This is a genomic window from Clostridium sp. cel8, from assembly GCF_014050525.1.
Taxonomy (GTDB): Bacteria; Bacillota; Clostridia; order Clostridiales; family Clostridiaceae; genus Clostridium_B.
Map to the genome: position 1 here is coordinate 172,087 of NZ_JACGAG010000002.1, position 15,632 is coordinate 187,718.

13 protein-coding genes are annotated in these 15,632 nt (G+C 28.3%); 2 read left to right on the forward strand and 11 right to left on the reverse strand.

The window, feature by feature from the left end; genetic code table 11:
* The first annotated feature begins 111 nt into the window (after positions 1-111).
* On the forward strand, positions 112-1,131 hold the full coding sequence (locus H2684_RS02980) for an AI-2E family transporter (protein ID WP_182087874.1): 1,020 nt from the start codon (positions 112-114) through the stop codon (positions 1,129-1,131).
* A 68-nt stretch (positions 1,132-1,199) separates the two neighbouring features.
* Here the strand turns inward: H2684_RS02980 and H2684_RS02985 are convergent, their stop codons facing one another.
* On the reverse strand, positions 1,200-1,469 hold the full coding sequence (locus tag H2684_RS02985) for a hypothetical protein (protein ID WP_182087875.1): 270 nt from the start codon (positions 1,467-1,469) through the stop codon (positions 1,200-1,202).
* Positions 1,470-1,680: 211 nt separating this feature from the next.
* On the opposite strand from H2684_RS02985, the gene H2684_RS02990 reads away from it, so the two are divergent.
* Positions 1,681-2,118, forward strand: coding sequence for a hypothetical protein (locus H2684_RS02990; protein WP_182087876.1), 438 nt, complete (start codon positions 1,681-1,683; stop codon positions 2,116-2,118).
* Between the two features lie 52 nt (positions 2,119-2,170).
* On the opposite strand, the gene H2684_RS02995 is transcribed toward H2684_RS02990, so the two are convergent.
* From H2684_RS02995 to H2684_RS03040, 10 genes are all read right to left on the reverse strand, one after another.
* The gene (locus H2684_RS02995; RefSeq protein ID WP_182087877.1) at positions 2,171-4,057 is read right to left on the reverse strand and encodes an LTA synthase family protein; all 1,887 of its coding nucleotides are present in this window, start codon (positions 4,055-4,057) and stop codon (positions 2,171-2,173) included.
* 157 nt (positions 4,058-4,214) lie between these two features.
* Positions 4,215-5,753 carry a glycine betaine ABC transporter substrate-binding protein gene (locus tag H2684_RS03000; RefSeq protein WP_182087878.1) on the reverse strand — a complete coding sequence of 513 codons (1,539 nt, stop codon included), beginning with the start codon at positions 5,751-5,753 and terminating at the stop codon, positions 4,215-4,217.
* The gene (locus H2684_RS03005) at positions 5,753-6,880 is read right to left on the reverse strand and encodes a betaine/proline/choline family ABC transporter ATP-binding protein (protein ID WP_182088050.1); all 1,128 of its coding nucleotides are present in this window, start codon (positions 6,878-6,880) and stop codon (positions 5,753-5,755) included. Before H2684_RS03005 ends, H2684_RS03000 begins: the two co-directional genes overlap by 1 nt.
* A 397-nt stretch (positions 6,881-7,277) precedes the next feature.
* Positions 7,278-8,810 carry a HAMP domain-containing sensor histidine kinase gene (locus tag H2684_RS03010; RefSeq protein ID WP_182087879.1) on the reverse strand — a complete coding sequence of 511 codons (1,533 nt, stop codon included), beginning with the start codon at positions 8,808-8,810 and terminating at the stop codon, positions 7,278-7,280.
* The gene (locus tag H2684_RS03015) at positions 8,807-9,496 is read right to left on the reverse strand and encodes a response regulator transcription factor (RefSeq protein WP_182087880.1); all 690 of its coding nucleotides are present in this window, start codon (positions 9,494-9,496) and stop codon (positions 8,807-8,809) included. The genes H2684_RS03010 and H2684_RS03015 overlap by 4 nt, the downstream gene beginning before the upstream one ends.
* A gap of 120 nt (positions 9,497-9,616) precedes the next feature.
* On the reverse strand, positions 9,617-10,177 hold the full coding sequence (locus tag H2684_RS03020; protein WP_182087881.1) for a DUF3867 domain-containing protein: 561 nt from the start codon (positions 10,175-10,177) through the stop codon (positions 9,617-9,619).
* A gap of 248 nt (positions 10,178-10,425) precedes the next feature.
* On the reverse strand, positions 10,426-12,345 hold the full coding sequence (cooS, locus tag H2684_RS03025) for an anaerobic carbon-monoxide dehydrogenase catalytic subunit (protein WP_182087882.1): 1,920 nt from the start codon (positions 12,343-12,345) through the stop codon (positions 10,426-10,428).
* Between the two features lie 136 nt (positions 12,346-12,481).
* A complete protein-coding gene (locus tag H2684_RS03030; protein WP_182087883.1) occupies positions 12,482-12,679 on the reverse strand; it encodes a hypothetical protein in 198 nt (65 codons plus the stop codon).
* Between the two features lie 131 nt (positions 12,680-12,810).
* On the reverse strand, positions 12,811-13,263 hold the full coding sequence (locus H2684_RS03035) for an MBL fold metallo-hydrolase (protein ID WP_182087884.1): 453 nt from the start codon (positions 13,261-13,263) through the stop codon (positions 12,811-12,813).
* 161 nt (positions 13,264-13,424) lie between these two features.
* On the reverse strand, positions 13,425-15,602 hold the full coding sequence (locus H2684_RS03040; protein WP_182087885.1) for a methyl-accepting chemotaxis protein: 2,178 nt from the start codon (positions 15,600-15,602) through the stop codon (positions 13,425-13,427).
* Positions 15,603-15,632: the final 30 nt, after the last annotated feature.

Here is a 15,632-nt window from a genome sequence, read left to right on the forward strand (position 1 = left end):
TTTTAAATATCCCTTGAAATTTCAATTGATTAATTATTATAATATCATTGTAATAGAAAATTGTATTATTATTAACATAACATAATTTTACTAAAATCGAGAGGAGCTAATATGAATTTTTTTATAGACTTTTTTTCAAAAGAGTCCACTAAACGAGGATTGCTATTTATAGCTATAATAATCTTTTTTTATAAATTTCAATCCCTATTGGATCTTTTTTTGCTTACTTTTCTATTCTGTTATATAATGAACAGCCTCCAATGTCTAATATTGAGAAAATTTAAAAATGTAACTGTTTTTAAAGAAAATTTAGTCACAACAATATTATATGCTGTGTTATTTTCATCTTTAATTTTTATAATTGTAAAATACATACCTCAACTCATAAATCAAACCAAAGCAATGATAAGCTACTTTTCTGAATTTCAATTTACAGAAAACGATAATTCAGATATAGTGCAAAAATATTTAGTAAATACATTGGGAGAAATAGATATAAGAAGTTATATAGAATCAGGTTTTACTGCTTCACTTCAATTAGTTTCTGATATTGGGAAATGGAGTGTTAATGTGTTTATATCTATAATGCTCAGCCTATTTTTTCTATTAGAAAAAAGAACATTACTAGATTTTATGAAAAAATTTGAAAATAGTAAACTTTCTGGGTTATATAAATATCTTATGTTTTTTGGTAAAAATTTTTTGAATTCATTTGGAAAAGTAATACAAGCACAGATAATAATAGCTTTTGTAAATACTATTTTATCAGTTATAACACTATCTATATTAAATTTTCCACAGCTTCTAACTCTTGGAGTTATGATATTTGTTCTAAGTTTGGTACCTGTTGCAGGAGTTATAATATCATTGATTCCCCTGTCACTTATAGCTTTTAATATAGGTGGACTGACTAAAGTATTATATGTACTTATAATGATAGCTATAATTCACTGTATAGAAAGCTATATCTTAAATCCAAAACTCATGTCTTCAAAAGTAAAAATTCCTATATTTTTTACTTTTGTAATACTTATAGTATCAGAACATTTACTTGGTATGTGGGGACTTCTAATAGGAATCCCTCTGTTTATGTTCATATTAGATCTAATGGACGTAAAAATACACAATTAAAATGCAATAAAAAACACCTTATAACTTTTTATGTTATATTGGTGTTTTTCTTATATATCTTCTATTTTCTACACTTCATAATAATCTACATCTATCACCTTTTTATGTGAAAATCTTTCTTTTTTATGTTCTCTAGTAGTCTTTTCATTAACATCTCTATGTTTAAATTTCACATTTTTACCCATCTTACCTTTCAAAAACTTTACAGACTTAAATACAATGAAAGATAAAATTCCCAAGGATATAATAAATGGTAACATTTGTACAAATACTAAAGCTACTATTGCTATAGCTACAACTTTCCACATTCCAGTTAAATCTCTATTTATAAATTTCATATTAAAGACCACCTTTTTCAATTCAATAAGTAAAATAAACTTCTCTATGTATATATTATACTACTTTATGAGTAAAATAGTATAATATAACTTATAATAAAGTATTAATAATGTGTTAATTTTTTATAATCTAAAATCACCATATTATATTGTAACAAACTCCTATATATTAACATAAATTATACTGTATTAAAATATATGGAGGATTCAAATGGACTTAAAAGACCAAGAAAATCAATATGAGGAAAACAGTGAAGAAAACAGTAAAATTGAAGACTCAGAAAAAAACGACTGTGAATTAGATGACAATTCAGAAAATAGTTACGCAGATAGTAGAGCGTCTTATAGCATGCCACCTTATGATATGCAACCATATGGAATTCCACCTTATGGCATAATACCTTGTGCTGTGCATCCATATCCATACATGATGGTTCCACCACCAGTTCAATATCCATGCATTGAAAACAATATGTATTCAGATCCTTATTATGACTACAATGAAAGTGGAGAAAATATTGAAGACTCAAATGATTTAACAAGATCAAAGAGGCGCAGGAGAAGAAGACGAAGAAGACGTCCTAACCAATGCTATGGAGGCAATTGCTATCCATGGGGTTTTCCTTTCTGGCTTTGGTGGTTCTTATAGGTAACAATCAAAAGGTACTATCAAATTACTGATAGTACCTTAAAATAAAATTTTACTTATCTTCTAAAAAATCCTTCATCAAATTATGATTTAGAAGATCATCTGAATACTGAAGTTCTTTATTGTATCTAGCATTTTCAGCCTTTAATTCAGGAGTTTCTTTTACAATTTTTCCTGTATCTAAATCATAATAGGTGTTTGTCCATGATACATACAAATATTTTCCATCTATGAAAGATCCATTTCTGAATATCACCTTACCACTATTATTATTTAGCATATCTTCCCCAAACATATATGGATTTTTAATATCAAATAAATTAGCCAATGTAGGATACAAATCCATCTGACATGTATAGTCATGGTTGACAACACCAGAATTTGTGCCATCAGGAAAATGCATTATAAGAGGAACTTTTTGATACTTAAACCAATCATAATCATTAGGGTTAGTTATATTTTCAAATTCATAAAGCTGATCAGCCTTATTTTTAGGTATTGCAAAATGATCTCCATATATAACTACTACAGAATTCTTTAATGTACCATTTTTCTCAAGTGTATCTAAAAAATTACCCAATTGTTCATCAGTATAGTGTATTGCTTTTAAATAATTTCCCATAAATGTATCTTCATACTCACCAACATCAAAGTCACCATATTTGTCTTCAGCATCATATGGAAAATGACTTGTAAGTGTTACAATGAATGAATAATATGGCTGTTCAAATTTATTCATTTTCTCAATAGATTGATTTAAAAAAGATTCATCACTAAGTCCAAGACCTATTATCTCATCTATATTGTAACTGTGTTCTCCAAAGAAATCATCAAATCCTTCTGCTTTATACATAACATTTCTATTCCAAAATCCTTCACTATTTCCATGCATAGCTGAAGTGTAATATCCTTTTTTCTTTAGAGCAATTGCCAATGAATCATAAGTATTTCCAGAATATGTGTAATACGCTGCACCTGATTGTGCTGGATACAATGAATTATTTGACATAAATTCAGCATCTGATGTTGTTCCACCTGCTACTTGATAATAATAATTGTCAAAATACATACTCTTTTTAATCCATCTATTTAAATTTGGAGTTATTTCATTGCCATTTACTTTTTGATTTATTACAAATTGTTGAAGTGCTTCTACTTGTATTACTATTAAATTTTTTCCATCATATTTTCCCTTCATAACGGATTGTCCATTATCTTTATTATTGTTTTCAAGATAGCTTTTTATTTCATTTACCCTACTATCAGGAAGTTTTTTAGAATTTTTTATGCTTGTACTTATAAAATTATAGGCATCTACAACATGAAAATCTATATTTCCAATCATTTTCGTAAGATACATTCTATTGCTCATTGCCGTTAAAAGAGTAGGCTGTGCTTTTGAAACTTCATAAAACACTTTAACATTAACTCCAATACCAATTGCAACTAAAATCAAAAAACTAAATACTCTTTTTGAAACCTTTGCTAAATTTTGTTTTTTACGTTTATAAATTCTTACAAATGGAAACAATATAAAGACATCTAATATATACAGTAAATCTTTTACATTAAATAAACTTGCTACACTATCTGATACTCCAACAAGTAGTTTAGCATTTCTTATAGCTGATACAGTTATTATATCCTTAAAATATCTATAGTACATAATATCAGAAATCAATATAAGACTTACAACTATATCTACAATATAAAGGAAATTAACCCTTGACTTCTCTTTAAATATTAAAGAAATACCTGCAAGTACAAATATAGAGGCTATTATAGGTATTACAACTGCCATATACAAATATGCTGGAGAAATTGCCTCCGAATATTTGAATAACTTTATGAAAATTAAAACTGAAAATAGTAGCACATCTATATTATTAAATAAAAATTTGAATATAAAGCGAAATATCTTTTCACCGACCGATTTCATTCTTTCTCCTCTTTCCACATGTCAATATTTTAAATAAAACAAACTTGATTTTATATTAACTATATGACGCTGCTATGTCAATATTGTAAATAATTTATTAATTATATCGATCATTTATGGATAGATATTTTATATTCAATATTTTAAATAAACCATACTATTTTATCAATTTATTCTCTTTTAAAAATTCATGTGCAACTGTTTCAGGTTTTTGTCCAAGACTATCTACTTTATAGTTCATTTCCATCATTGCTTCATCATCTATCTTTCCATCTAACTTATTCAATATATCTTTGAGTTCAGGATGTTTTTCAAGTGTTTCACTTCTTATTATCGTAGCTGCATAATATGGTGGAAAGGCTGATTTATCATCCTTTAAAATTTTCAAATTAAACTGCTTAAGTAAACCGTCTGTAGAAAATGCATCAATTACATCTGCCTTATTTTTATTTAATGCAGTATATCTTAGTCCACCATCTACTGCTTTTAATTCCTTAAACTTAATTCCATACATATCTTCAACCGCTTTAAGTGCATCTGGTCTTTCTGAAAATTCCATTGTACTGCTCAATCTAAGATTTCTACTTACTTTTGCCAAGTCGGATAGAGTATTTAAGTTATACTTTTTTGCAGTGTCTTGTGATACTGCTAATGTATATGTGTTATTAAATCCTAAAGGTTTTAACCATTCTATATCAAAATTTTTATGATAATAATCTTTAACCACACTATATACCTTATCAGGATCATTAATCAACTTATGCTTCATAATATTTACAAGACCTGTACCTGTATATTCAACAGACACATCTACATTTCCTGATTTCATAGCACTAAAGACTACATTAGTTCCACCAAGATTTGGTTCATATTCCACCTTTAAATCTGTATTTTCCTCAATAAGCTCTCCTACTAAATCAACGAGTATTATCTGTTCTGTGAAGTTCTTCCCTCCAACTACTATCTTATTTCTAGAATTGTTATAATAAGCTACTGATCCAAAGACTATTGAAGCGCAAACTAATAAAGATACTCCTATTTTCAACTTTTTTGATACTTTTTTTCTTCTTCCTGCTAAATTTTCAATCTTACCAATTATGAAATCTATGGCAAGTGCTAGTATACAAGCTGGTATTGCACCTGCAAGTATCATATTGTTATTTACACTTTGAACACCTGTAAATACCATGTATCCAAGTCCTCCGGCACCTACAAATGCTGCTATAGTCATTAATCCAACTGCTGTAACTGCTGATATTCTTACACCTGCCATTATTACTGGAAGTGCAAGAGGCAATTTTACAATTTTAAGTATTTGAGATTCAGTCATTCCCATACCTTCTGCAGCTTCTATAATATTGGGGTTTATTCCAGCAAGTCCTGTATAGGTATTTTTTATAATTGGTAGCAATGAATATAAAATTACCATTACAATTGCTGGCTTACTTCCAATTCCTATTATTGGAATTAAAAATCCCAGCAATGCAAGACTTGGAATAGCTTGAATTACATTTGCAATTCCAATTACGAAAGAAGATATTTTCTTATTTCTCTCTATAAGTATTCCAAGAGGTACTCCAATTAATATAGCTATAATAACAGACAATACTGTCAATTCAATATGTTGCATAAAGAGTTTAAATATTTGATCAGATCTATTTATTACAAAGTTATAAAATTCCACAACTGAATTCATTAAGCATTATCCTCCTCTTCCAAAAATTGAGTACTAAGCACTGTTATAAGACTACTTCTTGTAATAAGTCCTGAAAGTTTACCATTATCATCTAAAACAGGTACATATCCTACTTTATTATCATTTATCTGTTGAAGTACATCTACTATACTGTCCTCTTCAGATACAGTGAATATATCTGTTTCCATTATATCTTTCAATTTTAAAGCTTTATTCATATTTTTTCTTATATCTTTGAGTGTTACTATTCCTTTAAGTCTTTCTCCCTTGTCTACTATCATAAGACTATCTACTTTGTTATTTCTCATTATTTCAAGCGCCTGTACTATATTCCTATCTGCATTGGCCATTACAGTATTTGATATCATTATATCCTTTGCTTTTATAAAATCAGGTTTATTCCATATTCTATTTTTTCCTATAAATTCTTCAACAAATCCATGAGCTGGATTTTTTAATATTTCTTCAGGAGTATCAAACTGAAGTATATTTCCATCTTTCATTATACATATTCTATCTCCAAGCTTTATTGCCTCATCCATATCATGAGTTACAAAAACTATTGTCTTTTTTAGTTCCTGTTGAAGGCTAAATAATTCATCTTGAAGCTGACTCTTACTTATAGGATCTAGTGCACTAAATGGCTCATCCATTAGTACTATCTCTGAATTCATAGCAAATGCCCTTGCTACTCCTATTCTCTGCTGCTGTCCGCCACTTAATTCAGATGGATATCTATCCATATACTCTTCTGGATTCATTCCTACCATATTTAAAAGTTCTACTACTCTATTTTTTATTTTTTCTTCTGACCATTTTTGAAGACGTGGAATAAGTCCTATATTTTCAGCTATGGTCATATGTGGAAAAAGACCTGTCTGTTGAATTACATATCCAATATTTCTTCTAAGTTTTATAGTATCTTCGTTTTTTATATTTTTTCCATTTACAAAAATATCCCCAGATGTTGGTTTTATAAGTTTATTTATCATTTTTAATGTAGTTGTTTTCCCACACCCACTAGGTCCTATTAATACTGCTAATTCACCTTTTTGAATTTTCAAATTTATATTATTGAGCACTGTCTTGTTTTTAAATGACTTATTTACATTACTAAACTCTATCATATCCATCATAAATTTTCCTCCATTCATTGAATTAAATATGCCTCATAGATTTATTTCTTTAGATATTTGATAATTATAGAAAAGGTATCCGCATGCAAGATCAGAATAATATGATAATAGTATTAATTAATACTTAGTGAAATTTTCTAATAATTATTTACATTAGATTATTTAGCCTAATATTATGTTAACATAGAAATATATAATTAATCAAATAGCATATTCCATTAAATTGAATAATTGTAATTTTATATATTAATAATAGGAATCTCGTTAATTAAATAACAATTACCTTTATTCCCATTTATATTAACTAGTACAGCCTATTTTTAATGGCAACAATATCACAATAAAATTTACATATAATTTACATTATATTCATATAAAATTAACATATTTATTTATCCATTATATCCATAGTAAAATAGAATTTAACTCCAACTTCAGTATTCTTTACTCCATAATCGTAATTATGAAGAGTTAAAATATTTTTTACTATAGCAAGACCAAGTCCAGTCCCACCTAATTTCCTGCTTCTAGACTTATCTACTTTATAAAAATTAGTCCATACTTTATCAATTTCATTTTCAGGTATATGGCTACCTGTATTTTCTACAGACACAATTACATAATCATCTTTCTTTTCTGTAGAAAAAAATATTTTTCCACCTGAAGCTGTATACCTAATAGCATTTGTTAAAAAATTAGTAATAACCTGTTCGATCATATCCCAATCAGCATATACAGGAATTTTCTTTAATATATTGGATTCAAAAGTAATATCTTTATTTTCCATAATAACTGAAAACTCATTTACAACTGAATTTATGAGTTCATCTATATAAAATTTCTCTCTATTCAATTTGAAATTTCCAGACTCTAAATGTGATAAATTTAGCATATCATTTACAAGGTTATTCATTTTTTTACTCTCATCTATAATTATATCTATATAATAATCTTTTTTTTCAGATTCAAATATTCCATCTTTAAGTCCTTCTGCATATCCACCTATTAAACTTATAGGTGTCTTTAATTCGTGTGAAACTGCATTTATAAAGTCCTTTCTTAATCTTTCTAACTTTTGCTCTTTCTCTATATCATATTCCAACTTTTTATTTGCTTCTTTTAAGGACGTAAGAGCCTTATTTAAATTACAAGATAAAAAATTTAGAGTATTTGATAAATTTCCAATTTCATCTTCACTTTTTATATCGCATTTTTCAGAAAAGTCCAAAGATGCTATTTTTTTTGCTATACTATTCATTTTAACAAGAGGCTTTGAAACCATCTTTGTATATATGAGAGATAATAGTATTATAATCACAATTGCTGCTATGTAAAAATACACATAGAACTGTTTAATAACAGATGATGCTTCCCTTACAGGTTGAAGAGAAATTAATGCAAATATTATTTCACCTTTTTTACTATCAGGAACGGCACTTACTATACTCTTTATACCATCTATCCTAATATCTGTAACAAAAGTTACTGACTCATTTTGATTAATCATTTCATTAAGTATATTAGAGTTAATACTCAACTGCAATATTATATCATTTATAATCTTTATTCTCGCCTCATCATAACCTCTATTATTTTGATTTGTTATAAATTTTATTGTTCCATGTTTATCTACTATCACAATTTTAGAGTTATTATTCTCTTCAAATTGCTTCATAAGTTCAATTACATCATAACCATTTTCTAGTTTATTATACTTTTGTTTGAATTTTTCTACTTTATTTTGCAAAGAGCTTTTCTTTTGAGCTATATAAAACTTTCCAAAAAAAACAGACTGAAAAATAAGTGTACTACTTATAAACACTGTAAATACAAGTGCTGTTATAATAAATAGTTTCCACGTTATATTTTTTTTTATTCTTAAAGCCAATTTATTTTCTAATAAAATATTTTTAAATTTCATTTCATGTTATCTCCTACAGTAAATTTATACCCCACACCTCTAACTGTAGTTATAAGATATGCCTTATTTCCTAACTTTTCTCTAAGCCTTTTTATATGGGTATCTACTGTCCTTAAATCTCCATAATAATCTATTCCCCATACAGCATCCAATATTTTTTCTCTTGTCAAAACTATATTTTTATTTTTAATTGCATAACATAAAAGTTCAAACTCCTTTGGTGAAAGATATATTTCTTTTCCATCTACCTTAACCTCATGTGCTTCTTCATTTACATAAAGTCCACAGTAATTATTATCACCTTTTTCATAATCAATATTTGAATATGTTCTTTTAAGAAGAGCTTTTACTCTAGCTACAAGTATCTTCGGACTTACAGGCTTAGTTACATAGCTATCTGTTCCAAGCCGAAATCCCAAAAGCTGATCTTCATCTTCGGATCTTGCAGTAAGCATTATTATAGGTACATTTGAAATTTTTCTAAGTTCTCTACATACTGTCCATCCATCCATAACAGGCATCATTATATCAAGCACAACAAGATCTACTTTATTTTTATTAAATTTATCTAGTGCTTCTTTTCCATTTCCAGCTGAAATCACTTGAAAACCATCTTTTTTCAAATAGGCCTCCATTAAAAATCTCATTCTTTCTTCATCATCTGCAATTAAAATAGTTTTTCTCATATATGTATATCTCCTTTAAAACATCTATAAACTCATACAAAAATACCACGTAAACATATGTACTTACGCGGTTTTAGCTTAAAATTTCATCTTAAAAGATGAATCTTTCAATAGATACATTTAATATTCAAAAGTACGAACATTTTCAGAAATATATATTTTTAACTTTTTATTTTCCATAACATTTTTATAAGAACACAAAAATTCGTTTAAATCTAAATCTTTAATATCTATTTTACCAGAACTCTTAAGTAAAATCTTATCATCGTTTATGTATATATCCACATTATTTATACTGTATTTAGTAACTAATACACTATTAATTTTATCTTTATATTTTTCTTGAAAACTCAATGTTTTCCTCATAGTTTCATAATCAGTGTTTTGTTTCATAAGTGGCATGTCAAATCCCATACTTTTCATCTGTTTTTCAATATCGTCCATATCTATGCCATATCTTTTCATAAGTTCCTTTTGTATATTAAACATCTTTTCTTGTGATATATTATTTTTTTCCATATATTCTTGAAGATTTTTAGAAAAATCAGCCATAGTAAGTTGTCCTTGAGCCATGTCGTAACAGAGCCCATATATATAATCTTCAATTTTTTCTACATCTTTTTCCCTGGCTTTATTTTTTAATTTATCAAAACTTACAATTTTATCTTCATTATCACTCATAGAAATCCTCCCAAAATACTATGTTAAAGTTGATGGTATTTTTTAATTAAAAACAAATATTCCTTTTATTTATTTTATCAAACTTATATAAAATATTCTATATAGTTAAATTAATTATTTATTATAGACTCAATACATTTTATATTATAACATATTGTAAATGAGGAAAATTAAAAATCTAAATCCATTGTACACAAAATAAGCTGATTCCCATTTAGATACAGGAATCAACTTATAAACTTTTTGCATTATTTTAATCCAAGCTTTTTTCTCTTTTTATTTATATGCTCTTCAATATTATTTGCAACTTGAACAGGATCATCTCCTAATGCTATTTTACCTCCAGTTACGTCTTCAGCTTTTTTAGTAAGGAGATCTACAAGCTGGGGTGCACCAGTCATAAATGGCGTAGGTGAAAGGTGAGTATATGATCCATAGGCAAGTGCAAATATTCCATCTATAGTAGCCTTTTGTTCCATCCATTCTGGTGCTGTAATAGCTATTGGTAAATCAGGTATATCTACATTCATATGATCTGCAAGTGCAGTAACAAGCATTGATATTCTTCCTGTATCAGTACAAGTACCAAAACTTAAAACTGGAGGAATTCCAAGCATACTGCAAACTTCTTTTAAACCGCTTCCTGCTATTTTTTCTCCTGCCTCAAGTGTGCATAATCCAGCAACTTCAAGTGCATGATTTCCACAGCCTCCACTTACAACAAGTATATCTCTCTTTATAAGTTCTTTTGTAAGATTTATTGTAACCCAATCCTGTGGACCATTTCTCAATGTAGAGCAATTTGCAAGTGCTACAATTCCTTTAATCTTTCCTGAAGCTATTACATCTACAAGTGGGTCAAGCTTATTTCCTAGAGCACCTAAAACTGCCTCAGTTGAAAAACCTGTTACCGCCTTTTGAATTTTTTGAGGAACCATAGGTATTATATTTCTCTTATTTCTCTTTTTAAAGTTCTCAATTCCAAGTTCAATCAATTTATCTGCCATCTCATCTACCTTTGAAGGATCATAAGGTATTTTATACTCTAGTCCTGGCATATCTATAATAGTACTTACACCTACAAGAGTTACTTGATACTTTTCAGCATACATATCGATTGCAGGTGGTGAACAGTTTTCTTCCATTGCAAATACATCTACAGTTCCAGTAGCAAGAAGTGGTTCTATTGTAAGCCAATTTCCCATATGTCCTACAAATACATCGTCCATTTCAAAACGCTGCAATAATTCTTGCCCTGTTTCAATGGATCCAACTATTCTAAGACCTCTGGCGCCTACAGCTTTGGCTCTCTTTTGAACTTCATCTGTCCTTGCCTTTAAAAGCGTTGCAACTCCTGCCCAAGGTTGGTGTCCATTGAATACTATATTCACATAATCAGGATCCATAATTCCAAGGTCCATATTCACCTCATGAGGTTTAGGAGTACCAAATAATATATCCTGAACCATTTCAAGACCTATTTGAGAATTGTATATAGTGGCAATTCCAAGTCTTAATGCCTTCATTGCAAGAGAAACATGACTTCCATCTACATTTGTAAGACAACTGGCTATGGAATTTTGTTCCTCATGTACTGTACCTGCAGGATATATATTAAGTTTTTTCCACACTTCTTTTCTCTTTTTTGGAGCAAATGCTTCAACCATAATATTTTTGTGTTCTTCTCCAATCTCTTGTTGATCTTCAAGAAGTATTGCAAGTTCTACTGCCATATCATTTATGCCTTGATTTGTATCTATTCCTACCTTCTCACACATCCATTTGAGCTTATCTGTATCTGTAATCTTAAATGGAGTTTTGCCCTCAGCTGTAGCTTTCAATGTTCTAAATGCCTCATAGGCATGGTGGCTATATGTACCTGCACCCATTATATTTTTCATAAGAAAATTTCTCATTGCCATAGCATCTGGAGATATTCCACAGGTTCCTTTATCTTGACCGGTTTTTTCGCTTATTCTACATGGACCATTTGAACAAAGTTGACAACTTAGTCCTTGAAGACAAAATTTACACCTTATTTTCTCTTGCTGGACATATCTGTCAAATACATTTGACATTCCATCTTTTCTTATTCTCTTAAGCATTTCTTCTACAGAATCATGATAACTATCTTTATGTTCTAAATTTGGCGTTATGCCATTATTCATACCATTTCACTCCTTAATTCTATTTATATTGTTAGGTTTTCCTTCAATTAAATTAATTATGTATGTTTATTCTAACCATTTGAAAAATTTTATAATAGGTAATAAATAAGAGCCAGGATATCCCCAGCTCTTATTATTAATCTTGTTTGTCTATTCTATAAATCAAGTCTTCAATATAATTTAACTTGATTCTTTGCTTTATATCATCAAATATATCATCAACATCCCATATATTATCCTTAATACCCAACCTATATTTTAAAAATATATTCTGTCTTATTTTATTAGACTCATCTTCTAAATACTTCTTTAGTTCTTCAATATCTTTTATCATAGTAATCATCACCCTTCTTGATATATTACTATTTTATAGTATAGCACTATTAATATATTCAGCCTTTCTAATATTTGTGTTAAAAAAGTATTTAAAATTAGCCTAATAATCTACTAAGTCTTTAATAATTTTTATATAAATAACACATTGTTATTTACTATGTATAACATAGATTTTGATGAATGATTTGGAATTACTATGGATTTAATATTTATTCCTCCAATTGTAATTGTTTCTCCATCTTTAATCTCCTTACAAACTAATTTTTCTTTAGTTTCTAATCTTGATAAAAGCTTTTTAGATTTCTTAGGAACTATATCAGTAGAAAAATACACTGTTGCATTTTTAAATACTTTAATTCCTCCAACATGTCTAAAATTAGGACATGTTAAAAATATACCTGAAATTGATTCAGGGTCAATATCTATCTTCTTTAATTCCCTATTTACTATTAAAGGAAAAAAGCCAGTGTTAAAGCATATAGTTGTATTATTATATGAATATATAAAAAAATTTGAAATTAATGTTTTTACCACATATATATTTCCAGTTATTTTACGTGTTTTACTCAATCTAAATATCATAACTATACCCCTAAACATTTATTTAATAAGATTGAAATCACATTTCTATTATATAATTTCCACAATTTCACGAAATTATACATAAAAATAAACTAGCTGTTTATGATATTTTAATCATAATCAACTAGTTGTATAAATTAATATATTTGCAATTTTATTTATCATACTACTTTAAATGCAGAAACCATGTTTTGAAGATCGTCAGAAGAATACTCTAAATTATCAGTTATACCCTTTAACCTTACTGTTTCCTCCAATATATTTTCAAGCAGCTCTATTGATTCTTCGCTACTACTCTGTCCTTTTGCCGTTCTCTTATCTATTTCAGCTGCTGATTCATTTATGCTGACAACCATATTTTCTACATTCTGACTTTCCTTATTTGTTATCTTAAATATATTGTCCATATTTTCATTAACATCTTTAATATTACTCATTATGCATTTGAATGAATTTATATTTTCTTTTACATTACCAACTGAATTATTAACTTTTGAATCTATATCTTTAATTTCATAAACAGTGCCTTCAATACCTTTCTGAATATTTGAAACTAAATCTCCAATAGATTTAGTAGCTTCTTCTGTCTTAATTGACAATTTTGATATTTCTTCTGCAACTACCCCAAAACCTTTACCATATTCTCCTGCTCTAGCCGCTTCTATTGTAGCATTTAATGCCAAAAGTTGAGTTTGCTTACTAATATCACTTATAGTTGTAACTGCCTTGGTTATTGAATTGGAATGTTCTTTAAGTACTGTTATCCTATCCAATGTTGTCTTCATTGTCTTTTGGAGATCACTTATTGAGGCAAGCACACTATTTGAAGAATCATTGGCTTTTATGGCATTATCACTTGTATCTGAAACCTTATCTGTAACTTGATTTATAAGTGCTCTCATCTCTTGTATAGATGCAGATAAATTATTAAAATGCTCTTTTGTATCTTGAAACATATCATTTTGATTTTTCGAAACATCTACTAAAGTATCTACAGTTTTAGCCACTTTTTTCATGCTTTCCTTTATTTCATTTGTTAACTGTGAAACAATCTTAATTGAACTCTTTGATGTTTTCGATGATATATTCACTCTTTTTATCATTGCCATTTGATTATTTATAAATTTATTGAACCATCTTGATAGTTCACCTATTTCATCATAAGAAGACTTATCTACCCTCTTTGTCAAATCACCTTCACCTTCAGCTAAGATATGAAGTATATCTACAGTTCTGTTTAGAGGACTTGCAATTAATTTCTTTGATATGATATAACCAACAAGAGTCATTAAAATCCACGATATTACCGAAGTTATAAATCCAATATTACTCTTAAATGAGTATATTAGGTTATTCATTATAATTATAATAGCTGATATAATTGATATTATAAATGATAACTTTAAATTTATGCTTTTGAAATTATAAATTTCTGATATATCTCCTTCACACATCATACCCCATGTTTCATTACTATATGGAGGAGTTATAAGTACACCTTTTCCACCAACCATAATATGTCTATAATCGGGATAACCAGGCCAGCAGTCAAGGTTACTTCCATTTTTTATTGTATTTTTCACTCCTTGGTGCAAGTCACCTGTCTTTGGATCGATAAATCTTATTTCAAATTCTGTATGTTTTTTAATTTTTACAGTTCCCCACTTTGAAGTCCTAATTCCGTCCTTTAAATTATCTCCTTTAGTAAAAGTACTATCTTCGAATCTGCTTCTTGAAATAGCCGTTCCAGGAAGTATATTCCTATAAGTTTTAACCATAAAAAGATAGTTGTCCCCAGAGTCCTTGTACACATGGGTATCTTCATCTTGGATCACATTGCTCATATCATCATTAAGCACACGTCCAAATAATATTCTTCTATCTCCATTGAAATTTCTATAGGGAATAGAAAACATAAGTGTAACTTCATCTGCAAATTTTTTCTTTGAGAGATCAATATCCAAAGTTTTCATATCCTCATAAGGTCCATACATTAATTTTTTATTTTCCTTTCCACTTTTATATCCTGGCAAATGCTTCATATCTAGTCCCATATGTTTTTCACAAGTTGAAACTATTACTTTTCCCTCATCATCTAAAACAAAAAATTCACAGAAATCTTCATACTCTTTTAGTCTAATTTTCAATTCTTCTTGAAGTTTTTCCCTTTCTTTTTCAAAACTTTCCAAAACATTTGCCATATTCTCAAGCTGTTTCCACTTATCTTTAAACCAATTCTCTAAAGATTTCTTTCTTCCTCTAGATATACCCTCAAATACTTTTTCAGATTGATTTTCAATTTTTCTGTTTAACATATGCATGAGTTTTAGTCCTATCATAAATTGTTAGCCCCCTATAATCAATCATAA

What these genes read in the sequence shown, in the direction of transcription:
- H2684_RS02995 (WP_182087877.1), bottom strand. Translation starts at nt 4,057, where the DNA reads ATGAAATCGGTCGGTGAAAAGATATTTCGCTTTATATTCAAATTTTTA.
- H2684_RS03020 (WP_182087881.1), bottom strand. Translation starts at nt 10,177, where the DNA reads ATGAGTGATAATGAAGATAAAATTGTAAGTTTTGATAAATTAAAAAAT.
- H2684_RS03010 (WP_182087879.1), bottom strand. Translation starts at nt 8,810, where the DNA reads ATGAAATTTAAAAATATTTTATTAGAAAATAAATTGGCTTTAAGAATA.
- H2684_RS03030 (WP_182087883.1), bottom strand. Translation starts at nt 12,679, where the DNA reads ATGATAAAAGATATTGAAGAACTAAAGAAGTATTTAGAAGATGAGTCT.
- H2684_RS02985 (WP_182087875.1), bottom strand. Translation starts at nt 1,469, where the DNA reads ATGAAATTTATAAATAGAGATTTAACTGGAATGTGGAAAGTTGTAGCT.
- H2684_RS03000 (WP_182087878.1), bottom strand. Translation starts at nt 5,753, where the DNA reads ATGAATTCAGTTGTGGAATTTTATAACTTTGTAATAAATAGATCTGAT.
- cooS (WP_182087882.1), bottom strand. Translation starts at nt 12,345, where the DNA reads ATGAATAATGGCATAACGCCAAATTTAGAACATAAAGATAGTTATCAT.
- H2684_RS03040 (WP_182087885.1), bottom strand. Translation starts at nt 15,602, where the DNA reads ATGATAGGACTAAAACTCATGCATATGTTAAACAGAAAAATTGAAAAT.
- H2684_RS03015 (WP_182087880.1), bottom strand. Translation starts at nt 9,496, where the DNA reads ATGAGAAAAACTATTTTAATTGCAGATGATGAAGAAAGAATGAGATTT.
- H2684_RS02990 (WP_182087876.1), top strand. Translation starts at nt 1,681, where the DNA reads ATGGACTTAAAAGACCAAGAAAATCAATATGAGGAAAACAGTGAAGAA.
- H2684_RS03035 (WP_182087884.1), bottom strand. Translation starts at nt 13,263, where the DNA reads ATGATATTTAGATTGAGTAAAACACGTAAAATAACTGGAAATATATAT.
- H2684_RS02980 (WP_182087874.1), top strand. Translation starts at nt 112, where the DNA reads ATGAATTTTTTTATAGACTTTTTTTCAAAAGAGTCCACTAAACGAGGA.
- H2684_RS03005 (WP_182088050.1), bottom strand. Translation starts at nt 6,880, where the DNA reads ATGATAGAGTTTAGTAATGTAAATAAGTCATTTAAAAACAAGACAGTG.